The following is a 25,219-nucleotide window of genomic DNA, read 5'->3' on the forward strand; positions in this document are numbered from 1 at the left end:
TCCCCCCTAAAAATCAAGTAATGATGGCCCGTTCGCATCAGCATCGATAGTTAATCGTTCAGTTGTTGTTGGTTGCGGTGTAATGATCGTTTGTGCACTTGGCGATGGTTGATGTAAAATGACGTCGCACAACGCGCGAACGGCATATATATGTTCACGCACCGCTTGCGGTGACGACGCATGTTTGGCTTTTGCAATTTCTTCTTCTATCTTTGTTAATACATTTGCTACTGATATATCCAAAACGTTTTCACTCCCCACTTCTTTTTCCACTAAAACAATGTTATCTTATACATAGCAACTTTTCAAATTGAAAACGCTTTAAAAAAGGAGTGACAACGAATGAAACGGACATGGTGGAAAGAAGCGGTTGTATATCAAGTATATTGGCGGAGCTTTTTTGACTCAAACGGCGATGGATATGGCGACTTAGAAGGGCTGATTCAAAAGCTTGATTACATTCGCGACTTAGGGGTCGATGTCATTTGGCTGAATCCGTGCTATGAGTCGCCAGATAAAGATAACGGATACGACATTTCTGATTACTATCGCATCATGGATAAAGCGGGTGATATGGAGACGTTTGACCGCTTGCTTCATGAGGTACATAAACGTGGAATGAAATTAATTATGGATCTTGTCGTAAACCACACATCTGATCAACATCCTTGGTTTATTGAGTCTCGTTCATCAAAAAACAATCCGAAACGCGATTGGTACATATGGCGCGACAAGCCGAATAACTGGCGTTCATACTTTACGCCATCAGCGTGGGAATATGATGAACAAACGGGTCAATATTACTTCCATTCTTTTGCGGTAGAACAACCAGATTTAAATTGGGAAAACGAAGAAGTTCGTGAAGAAATTTATAAAATGATGCGCTTTTGGTTAGATAAAGGCATTGACGGGTTCCGCTTAGATGCGATTGCTTTGCTTGCCAAACCTGAAGGATTTCCTGATGCCGAAAATCCATATGACATTCGTTATTTAACGAACAACCCAGGCGTGCATGATTATTTACAAGAAATGCATGAAAAAGTGTTAAAGCATTATGACATTTTCACTGTGGGGGAAGTCGCTTTCGTGTCACCAGAAGAAGGCTTAAAATATGTCGGGGAAGACCGAAACGAACTACATACCCTTTTCCATTTTGAAGTGTGCGACGAAATGCCGACGTGGGATCCGATTCGCTTTAAACAAATTCAAAAACGTTGGTATGAAGGACTGTGGGGAAAAGGATGGAACTCGCAGTTTTTAAACAATCACGACCATACTCGACAAGTAACGCGCTACGGAAACGACAAGCAGTTTCGAGTTGAATCAGCAAAACTGCTCGCTACGCTCGTGCATACGTTGCCTGGAACGCCGTACATTTATCAAGGGGAAGAAATCGGTATGACGGGTGTCAAATTTGACTCAATCGATGATTATAACGACATTGCGATGAAAAATAAATATGCCGAGGAAGTCGCCAAAGGTCGCGATCCGAAAGAAGTGCTTGAAAGTTTGCAGCTATTAAGTCGCGATAACTCACGCACACCGATGCAATGGGACGATAGTGAACATGCAGGATTTACAACGGGAACACCATGGCTAAAAGTGAATCCGAATTATAAAGAAATTAACGTAAAACAAGCGTTAGCAGATCCAAACTCGGTGTATTATTACTATAAAAAGCTCATTCAATTACGTAAGCAAAATCCAGTCATGGTGTATGGCACGTTCGACGATATTTCGGAACATGATCCATACATTTACGCCTATATGCGCGAACTCGATGGAGTTCGTTGGCTCATCGTCTTAAATCATTGTGATAACGACAACGTATATAAATTGCCAGAAAAGCTCGCTTCGGCTCGCCGTCACCTTTTGCTTGGTAACTATACAGACGTAAAAGAAGAAGGCTCAACGCTTCATATGCGTCCACATGAGGCAAGAATTTACGCACTACAATAGCAGCCATACCGGCTGCTTACTTTTTATTTACCTCCTGTTCAAACGCATCTAATGCTCGTTTCGCACCGAATACAATGATGACATCTCCAACGCAAAATCGCTCTTCCGGCATCGGGTTTCCAATAATATCATTTTGACGTTGAATGGCAATAATTGTAACGCCAAAGCGCGTGCGCACCGCTTGATCACGAACAGATGTCCCGACAAATGAAGAGTGCGATTCAATCGTAATTTCTTCAATCGCATATTGTTCAGCATGGTCGTGGAAAATCGTATCGACATAATCGACACTCACCGGCTTTAACATCGTCATCGCCATGCGCCGACCGCTCAAAAAAGCAGGGTTTATGACTTTATCCGCACCAGCACGACGCAATTTTTCTTCCGATTCCGTTCGCTCGGCACGCGCAACAACTTGAATGCTAGGATTCAGTCCTTTTGCAGTTAAAGAGATGAAGACGTTATCTGCATCAGAAGGCAATGCAGCAACTAATCCCGACGCACGCTCAATGCCTGCGGCAATTAACACGTCATCTGCTGTCGCATCCCCCTCAACATACGGAATGGGATCGCCCATTTCTTCAAGCCAATCTACATTCCGTTCGATGACAACGACAGATGTCCCATTTTTGATAAGCTCGCGCACAACTTGTTCGCCAACACGTCCAAACCCGCATACAATAATATGGTTCGTCATCGCTTCAATTTTCTTTTTCATTTTTCGCCTCCGCACCGTTTTCGAAAATTCCCCTTCCATCATCATCGAAACAACCGCCCCTGTTGCATATGTCACGATACTAATACCGACGGGAATAATGATCAGTGCAAACATCTTCCCATAAAACGTTTGTGGAACTGTATCACCATAGCCGACCGTCAAAATCGTAACAACCGTCAACCAAAGCGCATCAAAAAACGTTAATTGTTCAGAAAACATAAACCCTACCGTTCCTGCGATAATAGCGACGATCATCGCGACGACGGAAACGACGATAGAGCGCGACGAACTCATCCGTTTCTCCCCTTATGTTCTTTTTTTACAAACTTCATGCAAGGTGTACCTGATGATTGTTTAACGACAATAGACGGCAACATTGCGCTTTTAAAACCGAATGCACGACAGCCACGCGGCAATTGCGCATCCCATGTGACATAAAAATGTTTGCATTCATAACAATTGACACGCGTATTAAATGTTTTCGATTTGCCAGTCAATCGGCTCTCTCCCTGTCTGTTGTAAAAAAGCGTTTGTTTTTGAAAACGGACGGCTGCCGAAAAAACCTCGTGCTGCGGAAAATGGACTTGGATGTGGCGCTTCAATCATGTAATGATGTTCATTCGTAATGAGCGTTTTTTTTGCTTGGGCATGACGCCCCCATAAAATAAAGACAACAGGTTCATCCTTTTCATTTACAAGTTGAATGACGCGGTCCGTAAAATGTTCCCATCCTTTTCCTTTATGCGAATTTGCTTCTCCACGTCGCACTGTTAATACCGTATTTAACAATAACACCCCTTGCTCTGCCCATTTTAATAAATAACCGTTGTTTGGAATATAGCAACCAAGATCATCTTGTAACTCTTTAAAAATGTTTAATAACGATGGCGGCAAAGCAACACCTGGTTTTACGGAAAAACTTAATCCGTGCGCTTGATTTGGTCCGTGATATGGGTCTTGTCCTAAAATGACGACTTTGACATCTGCATATGAAGTATAATGAAGGGCATTAAAAATGTCGTGCATATCGGGATAAATTGTTTTTGTACGATATTCTTCTTTTAAAAACTGGCGCAACTTCAAATAATACGGTTTTTGAAACTCCTCTTCTAATAAAGGAGCCCAATCATTTTTCAATATGCTCATCTTCTCACTCCTTTCTAATACAAAGGCTACCCTACTACATAGGATAGCCTGTTTTCATTTAAAACTGAATTTTTTCTTCTAAGAAGTTTTTTAATTCCGCAATTGGAATGCGCGTTTGCTCCATCGTATCGCGGTCGCGCACGGTTACCATGCCATCCTGCTCTGAATCGAAGTCATACGTAATACAGAACGGTGTTCCAATTTCATCTTGGCGGCGATAACGTTTACCGATTGATCCAGACTCATCGTAATCAACCATAAAGTGTTGTGAAAGTTGTTCAAAGATCGCACGTGCACCTTCTGATAACTTTTTCGATAACGGTAATACAGCTGCCTTATATGGCGCTAATGCTGGATGAAGATGCATCACAGTGCGCGTCGTGCCGTCTGCCAGTTGCTCTTCTTCGTACGCATCAATCATAAATGCGAGCGTCACGCGATCTGCACCGAGTGAAGGTTCAATGCAGTACGGAATGAAACGTTCATTCGTTTCTTGATCGAGGTAGTGAAAATCTTCTCCTGAATATTCCATATGGCGACGTAAATCGTAATCGGTACGTGATGCAATGCCCCATAGCTCGCCCCAACCGAATGGGAATTTATATTCAATATCTGTTGTCGCGTTGCTGTAGTGAGACAGTTCGTCTTCGGAATGATCGCGCAAACGAATGTTTTCTCGCTTCATACCAAGCGATAAAAGCCATTGTTCGCAATACTGTTTCCAATAACTAAACCACTGCAACTCTTCTCCTGGTCTGCAGAAAAATTCAAGCTCCATTTGTTCAAATTCGCGTGTGCGGAACGTAAAGTTTCCTGGCGTAATTTCGTTACGAAAACTTTTTCCAATTTGCGCAATACCAAACGGCAATTTTTTACGCATCGTCCGTTGCACGTTCTTAAAGTTGACGAAAATGCCTTGTGCCGTTTCAGGACGAAGATAAATTTCGTTTGCGCTCGACTCCGTCACACCTTGGAACGTTTTAAACATTAAGTTAAATTGACGAATGTTCGTAAAGTCGCGACTTCCGCAATCCGGACACGCAATGTCGTGCTCTTGAATGAGCTGCTCCATTTTTTCAAACGGAAGCCCATCGACAACCATTTCAATGCCTTTTGCTTCAAGCGCGCTTTCAATTAACTTATCCGCCCGATGACGCGCTTTACATTGCTTACAGTCAATCATCGGATCATTAAAGTTTCCTAAATGACCTGACGCTTCCCACGTGCGTGGGTTCATTAAAATCGCCGCATCTAAACCGACGTTATACGGCGATTGTTGAACGAACTTTTTCCACCATGCACGTTTAATGTTGTTTTTCAACTCTGTCCCTAATGGACCGTAATCCCACGTATTCGCTAATCCGCCGTAAATTTCTGAGCCAGGAAAAACAAAACCACGATGCTTCGCATGTGCTACAATTTGATCCATCGTTACCGACATCTTTCATCCTCCTTTTGTCAAATGTAAACAAAAAACGCTCTCATCCTTAGGCCTTTCGCCTAGGGACGAGAGCGTAACTCCCGCGGTTCCACCCTAGTTGATGCATAGCGCATCCACTTTTGCGTGAAGCAACTCCAGACTGCCGTTTCACTAAGTGTCTTTGCTAGGCTTCCACCATCCCTAGCTCGCTACAAAAGAACAAACTTAGCTACTATCCATCTTTCATCGTTGCACCTGTATTTCATTTGGTTGATATTGTATCAAACTAAAATAGGAGAGTCAAGGGGGAGGGAAAAACAAAACTCGCTTTACTATCATAAAGTAAAGCGAGTTAAGGGGTTATGTTAATTTCGAATTAAGTAGTCAAACGCCCCTAAAGAAGCTGTTGCGCCTGAGCCCATGGAAATGATAATCTGTTTATATGCGCTATCTGTACAATCGCCAGCAGCGAAGACGCCAGGAACGTTTGTCGCACCGCGCTTATCGACGATAATTTCGCCAAAGCGATTGCGTTCTACCGTTCCTTCTAACCATTCTGTATTCGGCACAAGCCCGATTTGAACGAATACACCTTGAAGTTCAATATGGCGCTCTTCGCCTGTTGCGCGATCAATATATGTGAGGCCATTCACTTTGTCTGTACCTGTAATTTCTTTTGTTTGTGCATGTTTAATGACCGTGACGTTCGGTAAGCTGTACAAACGATCTTGCAACACTGCGTCCGCTTTTAATTCTGGTGCAAATTCAAGAACCGTCACATGCTTAGCAATGCCGGCAAGATCAATCGCGGCTTCAACGCCAGAGTTACCTCCGCCGATGACTGCGACATCTTTTCCTTCAAATAACGGACCGTCACAATGTGGGCAGTAAGCGACTCCTTTATTTTTAAACTCCGCTTCACCCGGAACGCCGAGATTACGCCAACGTGCACCTGTAGCGATAATGACCGCCTTACTTTTCAAAACAGCCCCATTTTCAAGTTCTACTTCAATAAGATCTTTCTTTTCTAACCGTTTGGCACGTTGTAAGTTCATAATGTCGACGTTATAATGTTTCACATGTTCCTCAAGGCTTGCGGCAAGCTTCGGACCTTCTGTATATTTCACACTAATGAAGTTTTCAATGCCTAACGTATCTAAAATTTGGCCGCCAAAGCGTTCTGCAACAATTCCTGTACGAATACCTTTACGCGCCGCATAAATCGCCGCTGTCGCACCAGCAGGACCTCCACCGATGACAAGCACATCAAACGGGTCTTTGTCCGCAAAGACCGAAGCATCCGGCGTACTTCCTAACTTCGCAAGAATTTCCTCAAGCGACATCCGACCGCTTGCGAACGGTTCGCCATTTAAAAAGATAGTTGGCACCGCCATTACGTCTTTTTGTTCAACTTCTTCCTTAAATGCTGCCCCATCAATCATCGTATGGGAGACGTTCGGATTTAATACGCTCATAACGTTTAATGCTTGCACGACATCCGGACAATTATGGCACGTTAAGCTGACGTATGTTTCAAAGCGATACGTCCCTTTTAAATGTTTGATTTGTTCAATGACCGCTTCATCTACTTTTGGCGGTCTTCCACTCACTTGAAGCAATGCAAGCACAAGAGAAGTAAATTCATGTCCTAAAGGCACGCCCGCAAATACAACGCCTGTGTCTTCATCAACACGATTAACGCTAAAACTTGGCGTTCTCTCTAGCGTTGTTTTTTCTACTTTGATTTTCGATGACATTGTGGTGAGTTCATCGACTAAAGCAAGCATATCGCGGGAAACTTCATCGTCTCCCGCGCTTACTTTTAACACAATGTCATTTTCCATCAACTGTAGATATTGGGCGAGCTGTGCTTTAATTTCCGCATCCAATATCATTTACATAAGCCTCCTTAAATTTTACCTACAAGGTCAAGGCTTGGCTTAAGCGTTTCGCCGCCTTCTTGCCATTTTGCTGGGCATACTTCACCAGGATTGTTGCGCACGTATTGTGCTGCTTTAATTTTGTTTACGATTGTGCTTGCATCGCGACCAATGCCGTCAGCGTTAATTTCAACTGCTTGAATGACACCATCTGGATCGATGATGAACGTACCACGTTGTGCAAGACCTGTTTCTTCATCAAGCACTTCAAACATGCGCGATAATTTTTGTGAAGGGTCACCAACCATTACATACTCGATTTTGCTGATTGCTGGTGAATGGTCGTGCCATGCTTTATGTGTGAAATGTGTATCTGTTGAAACAGAGTATACTTCAACACCAAGTTCCTTTAACTTTGGATATTCGTTTTGTAAATCCTCTAACTCAGTTGGGCAAACGAATGTAAAGTCCGCTGGATAGAAGCAAACAACGCTCCATTTTCCTTTTAAGTTTTCTTCTGTCACCTCGATGAAATCTCCGTTATGAAACGCCATCGCCTTAAATGGTTGTACTTGTTTTCCTACTAATGGCATTGTGAATCATCCTCCTGCTTCATTTTTTTTGCATGTTAGTAGTATGCTACAGTCATACGAAAAATATGACTGAAAGCGAAATTAAATTATAACAATTACAATTCGATATAAATTATCATATAGGAATGTTTATTTGTCAAGTAGAAACTATCGAACCGTCTTAGTTTTTCGACACACACTTCTTTTATTCCTTTTTCGTCAATAAAAAACAGAGCCTTCGCAAAGACTCTGCTCCCTCATTGTATAAAGATAAAACAAAGCAAAATAAGTACATTAAGTAATAATGCAACGGCAAAAAGCCACTTTTGTTTCCTTTTTTTCTTCACCATATATTCTGCAAATGCGACCGTCCCGAAAGCGAAACAAACAAACGATAAAAATAATACGATTCGCCCATGGAACACATGTCGAACAAGGAGCGGGGAAAACAAAAGCAAAATGAATAATTGCTGGAAGCTCCACCTATACATCTTGTTTCCTCCTAACAACGAACGAAATGAGCGAGCCGTGAACGAAACGGTTCACCGTTCCATATGATTTCACTTTTTGCTTTCCGTTTTTGCACTTCCGGCTCCGATAGAAGAAGCCAAAAGTTTTTCGTCGGTAAATCGCCAAGCTCATGTTTTTCACTTAATCGGTTTAAATACATTTGTCTCTTTTCGTTCATTTGTTTCGATAAATGATCGCCTTCATTTGAAAAAGCATAAAGGACGCTCGCTATCGGTACGCGTTTGATGCGAAATTGTTTTGCAACACGTAAAAAGAAATCCCAATCCCAATAGTTATGAACGTACGGATCAAAATAACCAATTATATCATGAATCACGCGCCGATACATGCTACCTGAAGGGACATACGTTGAAAATGAACGCATCGCTTGTAAATCACATTCATATGCAAATAAAAAACGATCTGTCGGTATGCGCATTCCGTTTTCAATACGATAATGGAAAATTTCTACGTCCGCATATACAAAATCCGCATCATTCATATTCGCAATCATTCGCTCGATATGGCACGGCAATAGTAAATCGTCATCATCGCAAAGCATAATAAAATCTTCTGTCACCGCACGCACACCGATATTCCGCGCCTCAACATGCCCGACATTTTCATGCAATTGGATGAGCTCAATAGGAAGCTCAGGATACGCATCAACCGCGGCTTGTACGGATGAACCCCCATCGTTGACAATAATGACTTGTGTTGGTTTATACGTTTGCTTGCTTAATGACTCTAGTAATTCTGCTAAAGGTAGTAATCGGTTATATGTCGCAATGACTACAGAAACACCCAAATGAAATATCTCCTTTCAAAAAAAGAAGCTACAATGATACCATTATAGCTTCTTTTCTTATGATTATGCGAGTTCTTGTTGTTTCGTTTCTTTTCCTAGGAAAAAGACAGCAAGCGCGCCGATGAAAATGGCGATACAAAACATCGCAAAAATCATCGTGATCGACACGTTTTGTGCAACGAGATAGCCAACAAGAAGCGGGCCTAAAATACCGCCGATGCGTCCGAATGAAGCGGCCATCCCTGCCCCTGTTGCTCGAATAACCGTTGGATATTGCTCTGGTGTGTATGCGTAAAGCGCTCCCCAAGCACCGAGATTGAAAAACGATAACAATGCGCCAAATGTCATTAATGCGGTAGCTGTCTCGGCATTTCCGAAGAAATAAGCACTCAACGCTGTCCCGATTAAATATATAACAAGTACCGCTTTTCGCCCGATGCGTTCAATTAACCATGCCACGCTAAAATACCCTGGCAATTGTGCTAACGTCATAATAAGTACGTATTCAAAGCTTTTAATTAAACTAAATCCTTTCATGACCATGACGCTCGGCAACCATAAAAACATGCCGTAATAGGAAAAGACGACCGCAAACCATAAAATCCAAAGCATTGTCGTTTGTTTTGCATACGGTTTTGCCCAAACGTCCGCAATATTTCGCCAAACGGAACGACGCTCTATTTTTGTCGCGATAAACTTTTGTGAATCTGGTAAGTTCATGCGTAAATAAATCGCATATAACGCAGGTACAGCTCCTAAAATGAGCGCCATTTGCCATCCATACGATGGAATAATGAAAAATGAAATGAGCGCTGCTATTAACCAACCGCCTGCCCAAAAGCTTTCCAATAAAACAACCACTTTTCCGCGCTCATGTGCAGGCACGCTTTCCGATACGAGCGTCGATGCAACCGGAAGTTCTCCTCCAAGCCCCATGCCAATAAAAAAGCGTAAAATTAAAAAGACCGTTAACGTTGTGGCAAGGGCAGATAAACCGCTACCGATCGAAAATAATAAAAGCGTAATAATGAACACTTGTTTTCGCCCGATGCGGTCAGCTAACAATCCGAAAACGAGGGCACCGACCGCCATGCCAATCGAGTTCACACTTCCGATCCAACCCATTTGCTCAGCTGTCAAATTCCATTCCTTTTGCAAGGCGGCCATAATAAACGAAAGCATGCCGACATCCATCGCGTCAAATAGCCAACCAAGTCCTGCAATCCAAAGCAATTTGTTTCTTGATATGTCTTTACTCATGTCATCCCTCCGTTGTCATCTGTCAAATCGTCTTCCTCATGATTATATTTCCTTTTTTGTTATGTATCAATGCAAAAAGCGTCGGGAAAAACCGACGCTTATCGCAAATCTTCTTTTGAAAAAGCTCCAGGGAGAAGTTCTTTCACTGTCGTTTCTTGCACATCGCCCTTCATATTCGCTAAAATGACGGGCATATCCGGATCACACAATTCAACAATGACTTGACGGCATGCGCCACATGGCGGGACTGGTCGCTCCGTATCCGCAACGACAGCTAACATCGCATACTCATGGTCGCCTTCCGAGTATGCTTTAAATAAAGCGGTACGCTCCGCACAGTTGCATAAACCGTATGAGGCGTTTTCAATGTTACAGCCACCATACACTTTTCCATCTTTCGTTAACAAAGCTGCCCCCACTTTAAATTTTGAATACGGAACGTACGCCCGCTCTCTCGCTTGTTTTGCCGCTTCAATTAACTGTTGTTCATTCATTGTTGATCATCCCTTCTTGGGCTGTTTAATTAAAAAACGTCTTCATTAACCAATCTGCAACAACGCCACCTAAATATACGCCAAATACCCCCATCATTCCTGCTAATACAGGCGGAGCTGGCAACGGCAAACGTAAAAACTTAAATAAAATCCCAACGACAAGCCCTGCAAGTAAACTAAGTAATACTTCTTTCATATGTGGCTGCCTCCATTAATATGCTTCGTTTGACGTTGTGCCGTCCATAATTGCTGGTCCAGAGCTTGTACCAATGCGGTTTGCTCCTGCTTCAACCATCGCTTTTGCATCCGCTGCACTACGTACACCACCAGATGCTTTTACACCAACGTTTGGACCAACTGTTTTGCGCATTAATGCGACATCTTCGACCGTTGCCCCACCGCTTGCAAATCCGGTCGATGTTTTAACAAAATCAGCACCAGCACGAACAGCGATTTCGCATGCGCGCACTTTTTCTTCATCTGTTAACAATGCTGTTTCAATGATGACCTTTGTTAATGCTTTCCCCTTTGCTGCATCAACAACAGCACGAATGTCACGCTCGACAAGCTCATCATCGCCATCTTTTAACGCACCAATATTGATAACCATATCGACTTCTTGTGCGCCGTTTTCAATTGCTTGTTTTGTTTCAAACGCTTTTACTTCTGGTGTTGTCGCTCCTAACGGGAAGCCAATGACTGTACATACTTTTACTTTCGTTCCTTGCAAACGTTCAGCCGCAAATTTCACCCATGTTGGATTGACGCATACGGATGCAAATTCGTACTTTTTCGCCTCTTCCACTAACTTTTCAATTTGTGCTTTCGTTGTTTCTGGCTTTAATAACGTATGATCAATCATGCTAGCAATGTTCATCATGCATTCCTCCTTAAAATTTGATGTGATTGAAGCGTACGAGGCGCTTCGTGGTTAAATAAACATTCCTGCAATGGATGCACTTAACAATGAGGCAAGCATACCAGCAAGAACGGCTTTTAAACCCATGCGCGCAATGTCGCTACGACGATTTGGCGCTAAGCTTCCTAAACCACCAAGTAAAATTCCCATCGAAGAAATATTAGCAAATCCACATAGTGCAAAGCTAACAATCGCTACCGTTTTTGCTGATAAGTCTGGAATTTGTGGCGCAAACGATGAATACGCAACAAACTCGTTTAAAATTAATTTTTGACCGATAAATCCACCAGCTGTCACCGCTTCAGACCACGGTACACCGATCGCAAACGCAATAGGAGCAAACACGAATCCTAAAATCTTTTGAAGCGTTAAACCATCATAGTTAAACAAACTGCCGATGCCGCTAAGCAATCCGTTAATTAACGCGATAAGGGCGATAAACGCTAACAACATTGCACCGATATTTAATGCTAACTTCAAACCATCGCTTGCCCCGCGAGCCGCTGCGTCGATGACGTTTGTTGATTCTTCGTCTTTTTCCATTTCAAAATGCTCGTCTTCTTTAATCGGCTCTGTTTCTGGCACAATCATTTTTGCCATCACTAATCCTGCTGGCGCTGCCATGAAACTTGCCGCAAGTAAATATTCAAGCGGAACACCTAAAAGAGAGTAACCAACAAGAACAGAACCAGCAACAGATGCCAATCCTCCCGTCATGACCGCAAACAGTTCAGATTGCGTCATTTTTGATAAATATGGACGAATGACAAGCGGTGCTTCTGTTTGACCGACGAAAATGTTCGCTGCTGCTGACATCGACTCCGCTTTACTCGTTCCGAGCAACTTTGCAAGCGGACCACCGATCATTTTAATGACCCATTGCATGACACCGATATAGTAAAGAACAGAAATTAGCGCAGAGAAGAAAATAACAACGGGCAACACTTGGAACGCAAACACAAATCCGATGCCTTTTGCCGCAAACATGCCACCGAACAAAAAGTTAATTCCTTCGTTCGCATAGTTAATAATGCTTGTTACACCATTTGTTAACCATTGTAATGCAGCTTTTCCTGCTTCCCATTTTAAAACGATAAACGCAAAAGCGACTTGAATCGCAAGACCACCTAAAATCGTTCGCGGATTAATCGCCTTGCGGTTATTTGAAGAAAGAAAAGCGATCCCAAGGACAACGACAATACCAACAAGTCCCCAAACGATATTCATATCGCACACTCCTATAAGTTGAATTTTCATTACGTAATCAATATAACAGGAAAACGAACATATGTAAACGTTAACATGAACAAATGTCAAAGAAAATTCATGGTTTGACTAAATCTTTCTTCCTTCTTTGCATAAATAAAGGGGGCTTTCTTCTTTTCCCCCATTTGTCGTTTCTTTATTCTTTTTCTAACAAACATTCGGCAGTAAATTGATCTGTAACTAATACGTTTGCATATTTCCCTTTCAATGCGCCGTATATGCCAGCAACTTTATGAATACCTCCTGCGATCACAATCGAGTATTCCTTGTTTTTCAGTTCTTCTAGCTCAATACCGAGCGTGCGCGCATTTAACTCTTCACTACATAGTTTTCCATTTTGATCAAAAAAGCGTGAACAAATGTCACCAGCTGCTTTTGAATAAATTGTTTGCAAATCTTGCTCTGTAAAATAACCGAGTTGGAACAATAACGATTCCGATTTAATCGGCCCAATCGTGAATACAGCAATATTCGCTTGGCGTCCTAGATCGAGAATTTTACGAATATGGCGATCCGCTTCCATCGCTTGTTTCACAACGACATGATCAACGATCGCTGGAAGCGGCAAATGATGCACCGTCGCGTTGAATGCGCTTCCAAACAAATGCAAAATATCAGAAGCAAACGTATTCGTTTCTGACAAGCTGACGCCACCTTTTAACTGTACAACTTTCACGTCTTTGACATGTTTATGCTTTAGTTGCAATGCGACATGATATAACGTCGTTCCCCATGTGACGCCGATGACATCCCCGTCTTTTACAATCGAACGTAAATATTCCGCAGCTTCTTTCCCTAAATATTTTTTTATAATGCCATCTTGATGTTCAGGGATCGATACAACAATTGCTTTCTTGAGATTGAACTTTTGTTCAAGTTGTCTTGCTAACTGTTGAATATCTTCGGCAGGATCATTAATTTTAATTTCCACAATTCCTTCCTCTTTTGCTTGCTGTAGTAGGCGCGACACGGTCGGTCGCGACACACCGAGCTTTTTAGCAATGTCGTTTTGATTGTAGTCGAGCAAATAATACAACTTTGCCGCCTCAACAACTTTCTTCAATTTTTCTTGCTCCATCGCTTCATCACCTTTTATTTATGAATGAAAAAGGAGCAACCTTCCATATTTGAAGGAATACTCCCTTTTGTTTCATCATACGAAAAAAACTGAACATTTGACAAGAAAAAGTTTTAACATAATTTCTATTATTTCAACCAACCTTCACGTAAAATACGTTCGACTTCACCACGTGTTGGCAGCGCTGTCATTGCTCCTTTTGTTGATGCAGCTAGCGCTCCCGAAACACTTGCAAAGCGGGTCATTTGTTCAACTTCCGCAAGCGATAGAGAATCCATTGTACCTTCTCTTTCATGCAAGCAATACAACATACCGGAAACAAAAGCGTCACCTGCTCCTGTCGTATCAACTGCCTCTATTTTGAGAGCTGGGGTAAATACCGATCCTTCTTTCGTAAACGCATAACTACCGTTTTCCCCTAGCGTGATGACAATGAGCGGAATGTTGTAGGAAGAAAGGGCATCTACACCTTTTTGTATATCTTTCTCCCCTGTAATAAACGTCAATTCCTCTTCAGAAATTTTAAGTACATCCGCTTCTGGTAACATTGATACAATCATTTGACGAGCTTGTTGTTCGCTTTCCCATAAACCGAGACGCAAATTCGGATCATATGAAACAATCATCCCGTTTTCTTTAGCTAGCATGACAGCCCGCTTTGTTGCGCTTCGTGCTGGTTCACTAATAAGTGAAATGGAGCCAAAATGGAGAATGCGATGTGTATGAAATAGCGAGTCATCAATTTCTTCTTCGCGTAAAAAGCGATCTGCGCTTGGGTTAATGTAAAACTCAAAGCTTCGTTCCCCATTTCCCGCTAGCGTTACAAAAACGACACCTGTACGAACATCATCACTAAATTGAAGCCAAGTCGTATTTACACCGTATTCATCAAGCGTTTCTTTTAAAAAGACACCGAGTACATCTCGGCCCACTTTCCCTAGAAACGTCGATGGTGCACCAAGCCGTGCGACACCAACCGCAACATTCGCCGGCGCTCCTCCTGGGCTTTTTTGATATGCAAGATTTGTTGAATCAAGTGGAATAAAATCAATTAACGCTTCACCAAGACTAATAATTCCTTGCTTCATCGTCATCCCTCCCATTCCATCGTAATACGTTCCATCATACAAATGCAACGCACAACAATAAAACGTGCTACAATAATCGTAAAACAACATAAGAAACGGAGTGGATGCGATGAACCCTTTTGCCACTCATTTTGAAAGCTTAGAGGAGTTTGCTGATCGTGTAAGTGAGCTGTTACAATGTCCGATTACGATTGAAGATGCAAACCATCGTTTAATTGCTTATAGTGGGCATGAACATTATACCGATCCAGCTCGTACAGCGACCATTATCCATCGACGCGTGCCAGAACGCGTCATTAATAGTTTATGGCGCGAAGGGGTGATCCCAAAGCTTTTACAAAGCGAAGAACCTGTTCGTGTCGCGGAAATTTCAGAAGTAGGGCTCGGCAATCGTATCGCCATTTCGATTTGGAGAAATAAAGAGGTGCTCGGATTTATTTGGGCAATTGAAATGAACGAGCCATGGACGGAGCAACAGCTTGATTTGTTAAAACAAGCAGCAAAATCTGCTAAAAATTTATTATTGCAATTACAAATTCGCAAAAATAAAAAAGAAGAGCGGATTCAAGAATTTTTTTGGAAACTATTGACTGGGCATTTTCCATCTCCTCACGAAGTAATTGAACAATGTCATCAATTAAACGTACATGTGTATCCGTTTTTTTCTGTTGGTATTTTTCAATTTCAACAACATATTCAAACACAAGTAGAAAGACAAATTGATTACTTATTAAAAACGACACAACAACTCGCCGTCCCACTTTATACGATCGATCACCAACGACTAATTGTGCTCGTTGCACCAAGTTCAAACATCTACGGGGAAGCGCATATTGAGCGTTTTTTCCGCTCGTTTATCACGCAAATGAAAGAGCGCTTTCGCGTGGATATTATGATGGGAGCGTTCGGAAATGTGTATGAATGTTATACGAAAATTGCAAAGAGTTACGAGGAAGCGCAAACCGTATTAAAAATGAAACGTGCCTTTCCTCATCCGCTCGCGAATATTCAAGGTTATCAACATCTCGGCATGTATCAATTTTTTGATTTGCTTTTTGAAAAAAAGCGGCATGGTGATTTCCACAACGTAGCACTCGAAAATCTGAAACAATATGATGCACAGCACCATACCAACTTAGTCGAAACGATTGAAACATATCTCGACTATGACAGCAACGTGAACGAAACAGCAAAAGCGCTGAACATTCATCCGAACACACTCGCTTATCGTCTCAAACGAATAAGTGAAATCGGGAATATCGATTTAAGCAACATGAGTGAAAAAGTAAAACTATATATCGATATGAAATTAGACAAATATCGGACAACATAGCTTTTGTGGAAATCCACAAAAGCTCGTTTTTTCTTTCTCTTTTCTAAACAAACAACAAATGATAAAAAACATTTATACTGTAGATAATACAAAAAGACAACACGAAAGGGGAAACATCACATGATTATTGGTGTTCCAAAGGAAATTAAAAATAACGAAAATCGCGTAGCTATTACACCTGCTGGCGTCATGTCATTTGTCAGCCATGGACATACTGTATTCATTGAGAAAGATGCAGGGGTTGGAAGCGGTTTTACAAATGAAGCTTACGTTAGTGCAGGAGCGCAAATTGTTGAGCGGGCCGCAGATGTTTGGGCGCAAGCAGATATGGTCATGAAAGTAAAAGAGCCACTACCAAGCGAATACGAATACTTCCGTCCAGGATTAGTACTATTCACATACTTACATCTTGCTGCTGAACCAGAGTTAGCACGTGCACTCAAAGAAAAAGGCGTGATCGCCATCGCTTATGAAACGGTACAAGTTGGACGTACGTTACCACTTTTAACACCGATGAGCGAAGTGGCAGGGCGGATGGCAGCACAAATTGGTGCGCAATTCCTCGAAAAAACAAAAGGCGGAAAAGGTATTCTTCTTTCCGGCGTTCCAGGCGTTAGCCGTGGAAAAGTAACAATTATTGGTGGTGGTGTTGTCGGAACAAACGCTGCCAAATTAGCGATTGGGTTAGGCGCAAACGTCACAATTATCGACTTAAGCGCAGAACGTTTACGTGAGCTTGATGATATTTTCGGCAGCCAAATTAATACATTGATGTCTAATCCAATGAACATCGCGCAAGCCGTTGCGGAGTCTGACCTTGTTATCGGTGCCGTATTAATTCCAGGGGCGAAAGCACCAAAACTTGTGACAGAAGAAATGGTAAAAGCGATGCAGCCAGGTTCGGTCATCGTTGACGTAGCAATCGACCAGGGCGGTATTGTGGAAACGAGCGACCATGTGACGACACACGACAACCCAACATACGTGAAACACGGCGTCGTTCATTACGCGGTCGCAAACATGCCAGGGGCGGTTCCGCGCACATCGACACTTGCGCTCACAAACGTTACGATGCCATACGCATTGCAAATCGCAAACAAAGGTGTGCATAAAGCTGTTGCAGACAACCCTGCTTTACGCCTTGGTGTAAACGTAGCAAACGGGGAAATCACATACGAAGCTGTCGCACGCGACCTCGGTTACGATTACGTTCCAGTTGAAGTGGCGTTAGAAAAGCAATTGTTAGCATAAATGTGATCAGAGCTAGACAGCTCTCTAAACTCGAATTTTTATACAACAAAAGGTGTCCTGGCAAACGGGACACCTTTTTCTATAACACTTTCGATAAAAATGACTTTGTTCGCTCATGTTGTGGTGCATCAAAAATTTGTTGTGGTGTTCCTTCTTCTACGACCACTCCACCATCCATGAAGAGCACACGATCCCCAACTTCACGAGCAAATCCCATTTCATGCGTGACAACGACCATCGTCATTCCTTCTTTAGCTAGTTGCTTCATTACTGCAAGCACTTCACCGACCATTTCTGGATCGAGCGCAGACGTCGGTTCATCAAATAACATCACTTTCGGTTCCATCGCAAGCGCACGGGCAATCGCTACACGTTGTGCTTGCCCGCCCGACAATGAATCAGGATATACGTGCGCTTTATCTTGTAAACCTACTTTCACAAGCAATTGCATTGCCTTTTCTGTCGCTTTTTCTTTCGACCATTTGCGCACTTTCATCGGGGCAAGCGTAATATTATCAAGTACCGTCATATGCGGAAATAAATTAAATCGTTGAAATACCATCCCCACCTCCTCGCGCACTTTATTTAGGTCTGTTTTTGGATCTTTTAAATGAAATCCGTCAACGACGATATCCCCCTCATCAAAATCTTCAAGCAAGTTTAAACAACGTAAAAACGTCGACTTTCCTGATCCAGACGGACCGATGACAACGACCACTTCTTTTTCATGAATGTGTACGTTAATCCCTTTTAACACTTGTAGTGATCCGTACGATTTTTTTAAATTGGTAACCCGAATCATGCATCATACCTTCTTTCTAACCGATGTAGCAACTTGCTTAATGAAAGAGTGAGTACTAAATAAATAAGCGCAACAGTTAAGTACGGTTCCCACACGCGATAATATTGCCCTTGCATGGCACGTCCCCAATACATAAGCTCAGGCGCTGCAATAATTGCTGCAAGCGATGAATCTTTAATAAGGACGATAAATTCGTTACCAAGCGGCGGAATCATGCGCTTGATCGCTTGTGGTAAAATGATGTAACGCATCGCTTGTACATGCGTCATTCCAAGCGAACGGGCCGCCTCCATTTGACCACGATCAATAGACTGGATGCCAGCGCGGAAAATTTCAGCAATGTACGCGGCCGCATTTAAAGATAACGAGATCGCCCCAGACACAAGCGGATTCGGTTGGGCGGTAAACATCGGCATGACGCCAAAATGAATAAGTAAAATTTGTACAAATAATGGCGTTCCACGGAAAAAATGAACGTACCAATCAAAAGGCAAACGGACGAGACGGTTTCGAACCATTTTTCCTAGCCCAATCGCCAAACCAAGAATCGTCCCGAAAAAAATACCGACTAACGATAAACCGACTGTCCATAGTACGCCCTTGAAAAAAAACGGTGCATATTCCAAAATAATATTGAAACGAAAATCCATCATCAATCACCTTTCTTTTTGTAAAAATTGCGTAACTGCAAGCAGTTACGCAATTTTTACTTCGACGTTATTGCTGTTGTTGTAATGATTCAATATTCGGTTCTGTCCCGAACCATTTTTTATAAATTTCTGCATATGTTCCATTTTCGATGACTTTTTTCAACGCTTCGTCTACTTTTTGCTTTAACTCGCTTCCTTTCGGGAACATAAAGCCGTAAAATTCAGATTCAAAATGTTCAGGATCCTCAAACGCTACAATTTTAGCATCTGGATTATTTTTTACATATTCATTCGCAACCGCATTATCTGTCACAACCGCTTCGACACCGCCGTTTAATAAATCCATAATCGCAACGACTGTATTCTCAAACTTTTTAATATTTTTATTCTCTTTTCCTAAAATTTTCTCAACAGCTTCTTGTCCCGTTGTACCATTTTGAACACCGACAACTTTTCCTTGTAAATCTTTCGCGCTTTTGATCGAACTTCCTTCTTTCACAAGAATCATATGTGTCGATTCAAAATACGGAATCGAAAAATCATACGTTTGTTTTCGATCGTCGTTAATTGTAATACCTGAAACGGCCATATCCGCTGTTTTTCCTTGAATAGCCGCAAATAACGGATCCCAACCGATGTTTTTTAATTCATATGCTAGTCCTGCTTCCTTCATGACTGCTTTTAATAAATCGACATCAAAGCCGACAATTTCACCTTTATCCATATACTCAAACGGAGCAAACGCCGCGTCTGTCACAACTGTAATTTTCTTTTCTGTTGTTGCTGTTTGTTCTGTCGAGCTACTACAGCCAAAAAGCGCAAAAATAAGCATAAAAACGAGCGTTGCGATCATCCCTTTTTTTATCATTGTTATTCCCCCTTACTATTTGCTGTAAAATAATAAATATTTGTGTATAAACATGTTATGCTCTCTATGTTTCACATATTATCAGCTTTATTGTTTTTATGCAACAAATTTTATAAAAATAATTTTTGGAAAAATCTTTATTTTGGAAAATATTTTTGATCAATGTTTCACAAATTCGTCAATCCTTCTTTCTCCTCGTCATGTAAAAAAGTAGTATTCTTTATATAGGGGTTTTATTCTGACGATTGGGAGGAGATTGTCATGACGCTACTTACCGTAAATGAAGCGTTGATGGACGCATGGAGAACGTTCAAAGGTGATAAATGGAAAAAAGAAATTGACGTTCGTGATTTTATTTTAAATAACGTAACCGTTTACACAGGGGATGAATCATTTTTACAAGCTCCGACAGAAGCGACGAAAAAACTGTGGGAACAAGTGATGGAACTTTCAAAGTTAGAGCGCGAAAAAGGCGGCGTTCTCAACATGGATACTGAAATTGTATCGACCATTACATCGCACGGACCTGGCTATTTAAATAAAGAACTCGAAAAAGTCGTCGGTTTTCAAACAGATGAGCCGTTTAAACGAGCGCTTATGCCATTTGGCGGTATTCGCATGGCTGAACAAGCATGTGAAGCTTATGGATATCAAGTAAGCGATGAAGTAAAGAAAATTTTTACGCAATATCGTAAAACGCATAACCAAGGCGTATTTGACGTATATACGGATGAAATGAAAGCCGCTCGCAAAGCAGGTATCATTACGGGACTTCCTGACGCCTATGGACGCGGTCGCATTATCGGTGACTATCGTCGCGTGGCTTTATATGGTGTCGATCGCCTCATTGAGGAGAAGAAAAAAGATTTACGCAACACAGGTGCACGCACAATGAGCGAAGACATCATTCGTCTCCGCGAAGAGTTAGCTGAACAAATTCGCGCCCTGCAAGAACTAAAAGAAATGGCAGCAAGCTACGGCTACAATATTTCCAAACCAGCTCGCAACGCACATGAAGCTTTTCAATGGTTGTATTTCGCCTATCTTGCTGCGATTAAAGAACAAAACGGTGCGGCAATGAGCTTAGGTCGCGTCTCCACGTTTTTAGATATTTATATTGAACGCGACTTACAAGAAGGAACATTAACTGAACGCGAAGCGCAAGAGCTTGTTGACCATTTCGTCATGAAATTGCGCCTCGTAAAATTCGCAAGAACACCAGAATATAATGAGTTATTTAGCGGTGACCCAACGTGGGTAACAGAGTCGATCGGCGGTGTCGCGATTGATGGCCGTCCACTTGTGACGAAAAACTCATTCCGTTTCTTGCATACGCTTGACAACTTAGGTCCAGCGCCAGAACCAAACTTAACGGTTCTTTGGTCGACAAAATTACCAGAAGCATTTAAAAAATATTGTGCAAAGATGTCGATTCAAACAAGCTCCATTCAATATGAAAATGACGATTTAATGCGGCCTGAGTTTGGTGACGACTACGGCATCGCATGCTGCGTATCCGCCATGCGCATTGGTAAACAAATGCAGTTTTTCGGTGCGCGCGCCAACCTTGCGAAAGCATTATTGTACGCAATTAACGGCGGGGTTGACGAAAAGCTAAAAGTGCAAATCGGGCCAGAATTTGCGCCAATCACATCTGAATACTTAGATTATGAAGAAGTGATGCGCAAATTCGATAACGTCATGGAATGGCTAGCAGAGTTGTATATTAATACATTAAACATCATCCACTACATGCACGATAAATATTGTTATGAGCGCATTGAGATGGCGCTTCATGATACAAACGTCATGCGCACGATGGCAACGGGAATTGCTGGTCTTTCTGTCGTCGCTGACTCACTTAGCGCAATGAAATATGCAAAAGTAAAAACCATTCGCGACGAAAATGGCTTAGCGGTCGACTTTGAAATTGAAGGCGACTTCCCGAAATACGGAAACAACGATGACCGTGTCGATTCGATTGCCGTCGATATTGTTGAGCGCTTTATGACAAAATTACGCAAACATAAAACGTATCGCGATTCGAAGCATACAACATCGATTTTAACGATCACATCAAACGTCGTATATGGTAAAAAGACAGGAAATACGCCTGATGGTCGTCGCGCTGGCGAACCGTTCGCACCTGGCGCTAACCCGTTGCACGGTCGCGACACAAAAGGAGCGCTTGCGTCATTAAGCTCTGTCGCCAAATTACCGTATGAATATGCATTAGACGGCATTTCAAATACGTTCTCAATCGTGCCAAAAGCGCTCGGTAAAGATGACGCGACACGTATTCAAAACCTTGTCGCCATTTTAGATGGTTATGCACAAAAACGCGGTCATCATTTAAACGTCAACGTCTTTAACCGCGAAACATTACTTGACGCGATGGAACATCCTGAAAAATATCCGCAACTGACCATTCGCGTATCAGGTTATGCAGTCAACTTTATTAAATTAACACGTGAACAACAAATTGACGTCATTAACCGGACGTTCCATGAAACTATGTAATGGAAGCTCCCACACATCGTGGGAGCTTTCTACCTAGGAGGAAAACATCGTGAACGGATTTATTCATTCGATTGAATCATGCGGAACAGTTGATGGTCCCGGCATTCGTTATGTCATTTTCACCCAAGGCTGTTTATTGCGTTGTCAATATTGTCACAACGCAGATACGTGGGAAATTGGCAAAGGAAAGCAAATGTCCGTCGATGAAATCATCGCTGATGCCCAAACATATTTGCCGTTTATGCAAGCATCTGGCGGCGGGATTACAGTAAGTGGCGGAGAGCCACTTTTACAAATCGATTTTTTAATTGAACTTTTTCGTCGCTGTAAGCAACTTGGCATTCATACAACGATTGATTCATCGGGGGGATGTTATACAACGGAGGCGTCATTCCAACAAAAGCTCGATAAATTGCTAGCATATACGGATTTAATTTTGCTAGATGTAAAACATATCGATGAAAAAAAACATCGGAAACTGACTGGCAAAACAAATGAACATATTTTAGCTTTTGCTCGTCTTTTATCCGAACGAAACGTGCCCGTCTGGATTCGCCATGTGCTCGTTCCAACCGTCACAGACGATGAAAACGATTTGCAACGCTTAGCTGCTTTCATTCGTACGTTACGCAACGTCGAAAAAATTGAGGTGCTTCCTTATCATCAACTCGGCGTGTACAAATGGAAAGCACTTGGACTAACATATCCGCTTGAAGGCATCCCGACACCATCAGAAGAAAGTGTTGAAAAAGCAAAACAAATATTAGGCGCAAAATAAGCTGGTCGTCATTGACCAGCTTTTTGCATAAACCGTTTTTTTAACTCTCCCCACGTCAATTGTGTTGTCTGTTGAACGAGCCAATCAGGAGATAGTGGAGCTAAATGAGCTCCGATGCCGACGGAAAACATATTTGTTTGCTTAATCGCTTTCATCCCTGCCTCTCCGTCTTCAATGGCGATACAACAAGACGGATCGACATGAAGCTCTTTCGCAGCTGTTAAAAAAATTTCTGGATCCGGCTTCATGCGCGCAATCGTTTTTACATCGACAATGACATCAAAAAAAGAGCGTACGCCAAGCCGTTCAACAACAATACATGCGTTTGAACTTGAAGATGCGAGCGCCATCGGGACACCGTCGCTCTGAATGTCGCAAAGAAGATCCCACATTCCCGGCAACACGTCGCTCGGCGACAATTGTTCAATCAGCTCACGATAATATTGGCCACGGCGGTCGCCAAGAGCGCGCTTTTCTTCTTCCGTCCATTCATGCGACGTTTCACCAAGAAGCGCCTCCACCATCGCCTGTCTGCTCATGCCTTGTAGCTTTTGATTGAGCTGTCGATCAAACGGCACTCCTATTTCATCGGCGACACGTTTTGTCGCAATATAATATAACTCGACTGTATTAGCAATGACGCCATCTAAATCAAAAATCACTCCTTCAATCATTGCGTCCTCCCATTTGACTTTCTACCATTTTTCTTAACCGCGGACTAAGCGAAAGTTTCATCCAATGATCATATATTTCCTTCTTTTCCGTAAGCGACAAATAGTAGCGCCCATTCGCCTCTTGTTTTGCTCGCTTCGTGACATCGTACAGAGAGATGGCTGCAGCAACGGAAATATTAAAGCTTTGCACAAAGCCGTTCATCGGAATGATAAACTTCCCATCCGCCAAAGCAAGCGCCTCTTCCGATACTCCGCGATGCTCATTCCCGAACAAAAGCACCGTTGGCTTCGATACGTTGATTTGTTCAAGCGGAATCGTTCCTTCTCCTAAATAGCTTGCATATACTTGATAGCCATTTTGTTGGAGGTGGCGAATGGCCTGTTCAATCGATGAATGTTTATGCACGGTTAACCATTTGTCCGCATGTCGCGTCACCCATTTATTCGGTTCAAACGGAGCGGCTCCGGCGACAACATGAACGTCTTGAATGCCAAACGCCTCGGCTGAACGTAACACCGCTGCTTGATTGTGCGGATCATCAACCGCTTCCGTCAAAATCGTAATATATCTTGTTCGTTCGCTTAACACATCGTACATGCGCTTTAAGCGACTCGGCAAAATCATTTCCCAAAGCAAGCGATTGTCGTCTGTCAACAGTCCTTCTTCCATGCGTTGCTTTAGCCATTGACGTTCTTCCTCTTTTGTCATTCGCATGCGACAACCCTCCTACGCTTTGATGATATGTGCGGTTTTCCCATTTGTTAACTTTAATAAATCTTGAACAAAAAGTTTCATTTGCATGCCGATTTTCCCTGCGCTCACAATGATTTGTTCGTGCAAAAGCGCCGATTCGTCCACATATGTGGCATACATTTTTTTCATTCCAATTGGCGAGCAACCGCCACGCACATACCCTGTCATTTTTTCGATGTCCGCCACAGGCAACATATGCACACTTTTTTCACCGACAACGGTCGCCGCTTTTTTTAAATCTAGCTCTGCTGCGACAGGGATAACAAATACGTAAAGTTGACCGCTCGCCCCTTTTGTGACAAGCGTTTTATACACCATCTCTTCACGTTGCCTAATTTTTTGCGCAACCGATATCCCATCAATTTGTCCATCTGCATATTCGTAAGTCAACAGTTCATACGGCACACGTGCGCGATCAAGCATGCGCACAGCATTCGTCTTCGCTTGTTTCACGATCCGTCCCTCTCTTTC

Annotated in this window: 27 protein-coding genes; 5 read left to right on the forward strand and 22 right to left on the reverse strand. The window is 42.5% G+C overall.

What is annotated here, in order from left to right; genetic code table 11:
• Positions 1–6 precede the first annotated feature (6 nt).
• Positions 7–243, reverse strand: coding sequence for a YwdI family protein (locus HNQ82_RS04975; protein ID WP_032101365.1), 237 nt, complete (start codon positions 241–243; stop codon positions 7–9).
• Positions 244–342: 99 nt separating this feature from the next.
• Between HNQ82_RS04975 and HNQ82_RS04980 the strand changes: the two genes are divergently transcribed.
• Positions 343–1,959 carry a glycoside hydrolase family 13 protein gene (locus tag HNQ82_RS04980; RefSeq protein ID WP_183247671.1) on the forward strand — a complete coding sequence of 539 codons (1,617 nt, stop codon included), beginning with the start codon at positions 343–345 and terminating at the stop codon, positions 1,957–1,959.
• Positions 1,960–1,975: 16 nt separating this feature from the next.
• On the opposite strand, the gene HNQ82_RS04985 is transcribed toward HNQ82_RS04980, so the two are convergent.
• The 15 genes from HNQ82_RS04985 to HNQ82_RS05055 all read right to left on the reverse strand — a co-directional run bounded on the left by HNQ82_RS04985 (position 1,976) and on the right by HNQ82_RS05055 (position 15,124).
• Entirely contained in the window at positions 1,976–2,971 is a 996-nt protein-coding gene (locus HNQ82_RS04985; protein ID WP_183247673.1) for a potassium channel family protein, read from the reverse strand.
• A complete protein-coding gene (locus HNQ82_RS04990) occupies positions 2,968–3,174 on the reverse strand; it encodes a uracil-DNA glycosylase (RefSeq protein ID WP_183247675.1) in 207 nt (68 codons plus the stop codon). Before HNQ82_RS04990 ends, HNQ82_RS04985 begins: the two co-directional genes overlap by 4 nt.
• Positions 3,149–3,823 carry a uracil-DNA glycosylase gene (locus HNQ82_RS04995; protein ID WP_183247678.1) on the reverse strand — a complete coding sequence of 225 codons (675 nt, stop codon included), beginning with the start codon at positions 3,821–3,823 and terminating at the stop codon, positions 3,149–3,151. Before HNQ82_RS04995 ends, HNQ82_RS04990 begins: the two co-directional genes overlap by 26 nt.
• A gap of 58 nt (positions 3,824–3,881) precedes the next feature.
• The gene (locus tag HNQ82_RS05000; protein WP_183247680.1) at positions 3,882–5,264 is read right to left on the reverse strand and encodes a glycine--tRNA ligase; all 1,383 of its coding nucleotides are present in this window, start codon (positions 5,262–5,264) and stop codon (positions 3,882–3,884) included.
• Positions 5,265–5,608: 344 nt separating this feature from the next.
• Positions 5,609–7,138, reverse strand: coding sequence for an alkyl hydroperoxide reductase subunit F (gene ahpF / locus HNQ82_RS05005; RefSeq protein ID WP_183247682.1), 1,530 nt, complete (start codon positions 7,136–7,138; stop codon positions 5,609–5,611).
• A gap of 14 nt (positions 7,139–7,152) precedes the next feature.
• The gene (gene ahpC, locus HNQ82_RS05010; RefSeq protein WP_032101603.1) at positions 7,153–7,716 is read right to left on the reverse strand and encodes an alkyl hydroperoxide reductase subunit C; all 564 of its coding nucleotides are present in this window, start codon (positions 7,714–7,716) and stop codon (positions 7,153–7,155) included.
• 236 nt (positions 7,717–7,952) lie between these two features.
• Positions 7,953–8,186 carry a hypothetical protein gene (locus HNQ82_RS05015; protein ID WP_032101604.1) on the reverse strand — a complete coding sequence of 78 codons (234 nt, stop codon included), beginning with the start codon at positions 8,184–8,186 and terminating at the stop codon, positions 7,953–7,955.
• Positions 8,187–8,197: 11 nt separating this feature from the next.
• Positions 8,198–9,013 (reverse strand): glycosyltransferase family 2 protein, encoded by an 816-nt coding sequence (locus HNQ82_RS05020; RefSeq protein ID WP_183247684.1) that lies wholly within the window; start codon positions 9,011–9,013, stop codon positions 8,198–8,200.
• Between the two features lie 63 nt (positions 9,014–9,076).
• Complete coding sequence (locus HNQ82_RS05025) at positions 9,077–10,273, reverse strand: MFS transporter (RefSeq protein WP_183247686.1); 1,197 nt, start codon at positions 10,271–10,273, stop codon at positions 9,077–9,079.
• Between the two features lie 98 nt (positions 10,274–10,371).
• Positions 10,372–10,767, reverse strand: coding sequence for a cytidine deaminase (locus tag HNQ82_RS05030; protein ID WP_183247688.1), 396 nt, complete (start codon positions 10,765–10,767; stop codon positions 10,372–10,374).
• 25 nt (positions 10,768–10,792) lie between these two features.
• Positions 10,793–10,963: a XapX domain-containing protein gene (locus HNQ82_RS05035; RefSeq protein WP_003397112.1), complete on the reverse strand. Its 171-nt coding sequence runs from the start codon at positions 10,961–10,963 to the stop codon at positions 10,793–10,795.
• Positions 10,964–10,978: 15 nt separating this feature from the next.
• Complete coding sequence (gene deoC, locus HNQ82_RS05040; RefSeq protein ID WP_183247690.1) at positions 10,979–11,644, reverse strand: deoxyribose-phosphate aldolase; 666 nt, start codon at positions 11,642–11,644, stop codon at positions 10,979–10,981.
• Positions 11,645–11,698: 54 nt separating this feature from the next.
• Positions 11,699–12,913 carry a NupC/NupG family nucleoside CNT transporter gene (locus HNQ82_RS05045; protein ID WP_183247691.1) on the reverse strand — a complete coding sequence of 405 codons (1,215 nt, stop codon included), beginning with the start codon at positions 12,911–12,913 and terminating at the stop codon, positions 11,699–11,701.
• 175 nt (positions 12,914–13,088) lie between these two features.
• The gene (deoR, locus tag HNQ82_RS05050) at positions 13,089–14,030 is read right to left on the reverse strand and encodes a DNA-binding transcriptional repressor DeoR (RefSeq protein ID WP_183247693.1); all 942 of its coding nucleotides are present in this window, start codon (positions 14,028–14,030) and stop codon (positions 13,089–13,091) included.
• 128 nt (positions 14,031–14,158) lie between these two features.
• Positions 14,159–15,124, reverse strand: coding sequence for an aminoimidazole riboside kinase (locus HNQ82_RS05055; protein ID WP_183247805.1), 966 nt, complete (start codon positions 15,122–15,124; stop codon positions 14,159–14,161).
• Positions 15,125–15,227: 103 nt separating this feature from the next.
• Here HNQ82_RS05055 and HNQ82_RS05060 point away from each other — a divergent pair, with 103 nt between their 5' ends.
• On the forward strand, positions 15,228–16,451 hold the full coding sequence (locus tag HNQ82_RS05060) for a helix-turn-helix domain-containing protein (protein WP_183247695.1): 1,224 nt from the start codon (positions 15,228–15,230) through the stop codon (positions 16,449–16,451).
• Positions 16,452–16,571: 120 nt separating this feature from the next.
• A complete protein-coding gene (ald, locus tag HNQ82_RS05065) occupies positions 16,572–17,702 on the forward strand; it encodes an alanine dehydrogenase (RefSeq protein ID WP_055440837.1) in 1,131 nt (376 codons plus the stop codon).
• A gap of 79 nt (positions 17,703–17,781) precedes the next feature.
• On the opposite strand, the gene HNQ82_RS05070 is transcribed toward ald, so the two are convergent.
• From HNQ82_RS05070 to HNQ82_RS05080, 3 genes are all read right to left on the reverse strand, one after another.
• Positions 17,782–18,504, reverse strand: coding sequence for an amino acid ABC transporter ATP-binding protein (locus tag HNQ82_RS05070; protein ID WP_183247697.1), 723 nt, complete (start codon positions 18,502–18,504; stop codon positions 17,782–17,784).
• On the reverse strand, positions 18,501–19,154 hold the full coding sequence (locus HNQ82_RS05075) for an amino acid ABC transporter permease (RefSeq protein ID WP_183247699.1): 654 nt from the start codon (positions 19,152–19,154) through the stop codon (positions 18,501–18,503). The genes HNQ82_RS05070 and HNQ82_RS05075 overlap by 4 nt, the downstream gene beginning before the upstream one ends.
• A 67-nt stretch (positions 19,155–19,221) precedes the next feature.
• Positions 19,222–20,022 (reverse strand): basic amino acid ABC transporter substrate-binding protein, encoded by an 801-nt coding sequence (locus HNQ82_RS05080; RefSeq protein WP_183247701.1) that lies wholly within the window; start codon positions 20,020–20,022, stop codon positions 19,222–19,224.
• 291 nt (positions 20,023–20,313) lie between these two features.
• On the opposite strand from HNQ82_RS05080, the gene pflB reads away from it, so the two are divergent.
• Together pflB and pflA are read left to right on the forward strand one after the other, a co-directional pair.
• Positions 20,314–22,542: a formate C-acetyltransferase gene (gene pflB, locus HNQ82_RS05085; protein WP_425486241.1), complete on the forward strand. Its 2,229-nt coding sequence runs from the start codon at positions 20,314–20,316 to the stop codon at positions 22,540–22,542.
• Positions 22,543–22,591: 49 nt separating this feature from the next.
• On the forward strand, positions 22,592–23,320 hold the full coding sequence (gene pflA, locus HNQ82_RS05090) for a pyruvate formate-lyase-activating protein (RefSeq protein WP_183247705.1): 729 nt from the start codon (positions 22,592–22,594) through the stop codon (positions 23,318–23,320).
• A gap of 8 nt (positions 23,321–23,328) precedes the next feature.
• Here the strand turns inward: pflA and pgmB are convergent, their stop codons facing one another.
• From pgmB to ybaK, 3 genes are read right to left on the reverse strand one after another with little or no spacing between them, the layout of a single operon-like run.
• Positions 23,329–23,994 carry a beta-phosphoglucomutase gene (pgmB, locus tag HNQ82_RS05095; RefSeq protein ID WP_183247707.1) on the reverse strand — a complete coding sequence of 222 codons (666 nt, stop codon included), beginning with the start codon at positions 23,992–23,994 and terminating at the stop codon, positions 23,329–23,331.
• A complete protein-coding gene (locus HNQ82_RS05100; RefSeq protein WP_425486242.1) occupies positions 23,987–24,703 on the reverse strand; it encodes a TrmH family RNA methyltransferase in 717 nt (238 codons plus the stop codon). The genes pgmB and HNQ82_RS05100 overlap by 8 nt, the downstream gene beginning before the upstream one ends.
• An 18-nt stretch (positions 24,704–24,721) precedes the next feature.
• Positions 24,722–25,201 (reverse strand): Cys-tRNA(Pro) deacylase, encoded by a 480-nt coding sequence (gene ybaK / locus HNQ82_RS05105; RefSeq protein WP_343053410.1) that lies wholly within the window; start codon positions 25,199–25,201, stop codon positions 24,722–24,724.
• Between the last annotated feature and the right edge of the window lie 18 nt (positions 25,202–25,219).

The sequence above is a fragment of the Anoxybacillus tengchongensis genome (assembly GCF_014201585.1).
Classification (GTDB): Bacteria; Bacillota; Bacilli; order Bacillales; family Anoxybacillaceae; genus Anoxybacillus; species Anoxybacillus tengchongensis.

Coding starts and splice junctions, on each gene's coding strand:
- HNQ82_RS04980 (WP_183247671.1), top strand. CDS start 343: ATGAAACGGACATGGTGGAAAGAAGCGGTTGTATATCAAGTATATTGG.
- HNQ82_RS04985 (WP_183247673.1), bottom strand. CDS start 2,971: ATGAGTTCGTCGCGCTCTATCGTCGTTTCCGTCGTCGCGATGATCGTC.
- HNQ82_RS04995 (WP_183247678.1), bottom strand. CDS start 3,823: ATGAGCATATTGAAAAATGATTGGGCTCCTTTATTAGAAGAGGAGTTT.
- HNQ82_RS05000 (WP_183247680.1), bottom strand. CDS start 5,264: ATGTCGGTAACGATGGATCAAATTGTAGCACATGCGAAGCATCGTGGT.
- ahpF (WP_183247682.1), bottom strand. CDS start 7,138: ATGATATTGGATGCGGAAATTAAAGCACAGCTCGCCCAATATCTACAG.
- ahpC (WP_032101603.1), bottom strand. CDS start 7,716: ATGCCATTAGTAGGAAAACAAGTACAACCATTTAAGGCGATGGCGTTT.
- HNQ82_RS05015 (WP_032101604.1), bottom strand. CDS start 8,186: ATGTATAGGTGGAGCTTCCAGCAATTATTCATTTTGCTTTTGTTTTCC.
- HNQ82_RS05025 (WP_183247686.1), bottom strand. CDS start 10,273: ATGAGTAAAGACATATCAAGAAACAAATTGCTTTGGATTGCAGGACTT.
- HNQ82_RS05030 (WP_183247688.1), bottom strand. CDS start 10,767: ATGAATGAACAACAGTTAATTGAAGCGGCAAAACAAGCGAGAGAGCGG.
- HNQ82_RS05035 (WP_003397112.1), bottom strand. CDS start 10,963: ATGAAAGAAGTATTACTTAGTTTACTTGCAGGGCTTGTCGTTGGGATT.
- deoC (WP_183247690.1), bottom strand. CDS start 11,644: ATGAACATTGCTAGCATGATTGATCATACGTTATTAAAGCCAGAAACA.
- HNQ82_RS05045 (WP_183247691.1), bottom strand. CDS start 12,913: ATGAATATCGTTTGGGGACTTGTTGGTATTGTCGTTGTCCTTGGGATC.
- deoR (WP_183247693.1), bottom strand. CDS start 14,030: ATGGAGCAAGAAAAATTGAAGAAAGTTGTTGAGGCGGCAAAGTTGTAT.
- HNQ82_RS05055 (WP_183247805.1), bottom strand. CDS start 15,124: ATGACGATGAAGCAAGGAATTATTAGTCTTGGTGAAGCGTTAATTGAT.
- HNQ82_RS05060 (WP_183247695.1), top strand. CDS start 15,228: ATGAACCCTTTTGCCACTCATTTTGAAAGCTTAGAGGAGTTTGCTGAT.
- ald (WP_055440837.1), top strand. CDS start 16,572: ATGATTATTGGTGTTCCAAAGGAAATTAAAAATAACGAAAATCGCGTA.
- HNQ82_RS05070 (WP_183247697.1), bottom strand. CDS start 18,504: ATGATTCGGGTTACCAATTTAAAAAAATCGTACGGATCACTACAAGTG.
- HNQ82_RS05075 (WP_183247699.1), bottom strand. CDS start 19,154: ATGGATTTTCGTTTCAATATTATTTTGGAATATGCACCGTTTTTTTTC.
- HNQ82_RS05080 (WP_183247701.1), bottom strand. CDS start 20,022: ATGATAAAAAAAGGGATGATCGCAACGCTCGTTTTTATGCTTATTTTT.
- pflB (WP_425486241.1), top strand. CDS start 20,314: ATGGACGCATGGAGAACGTTCAAAGGTGATAAATGGAAAAAAGAAATT.
- pgmB (WP_183247707.1), bottom strand. CDS start 23,994: ATGATTGAAGGAGTGATTTTTGATTTAGATGGCGTCATTGCTAATACA.
- HNQ82_RS05100 (WP_425486242.1), bottom strand. CDS start 24,703: ATGACAAAAGAGGAAGAACGTCAATGGCTAAAGCAACGCATGGAAGAA.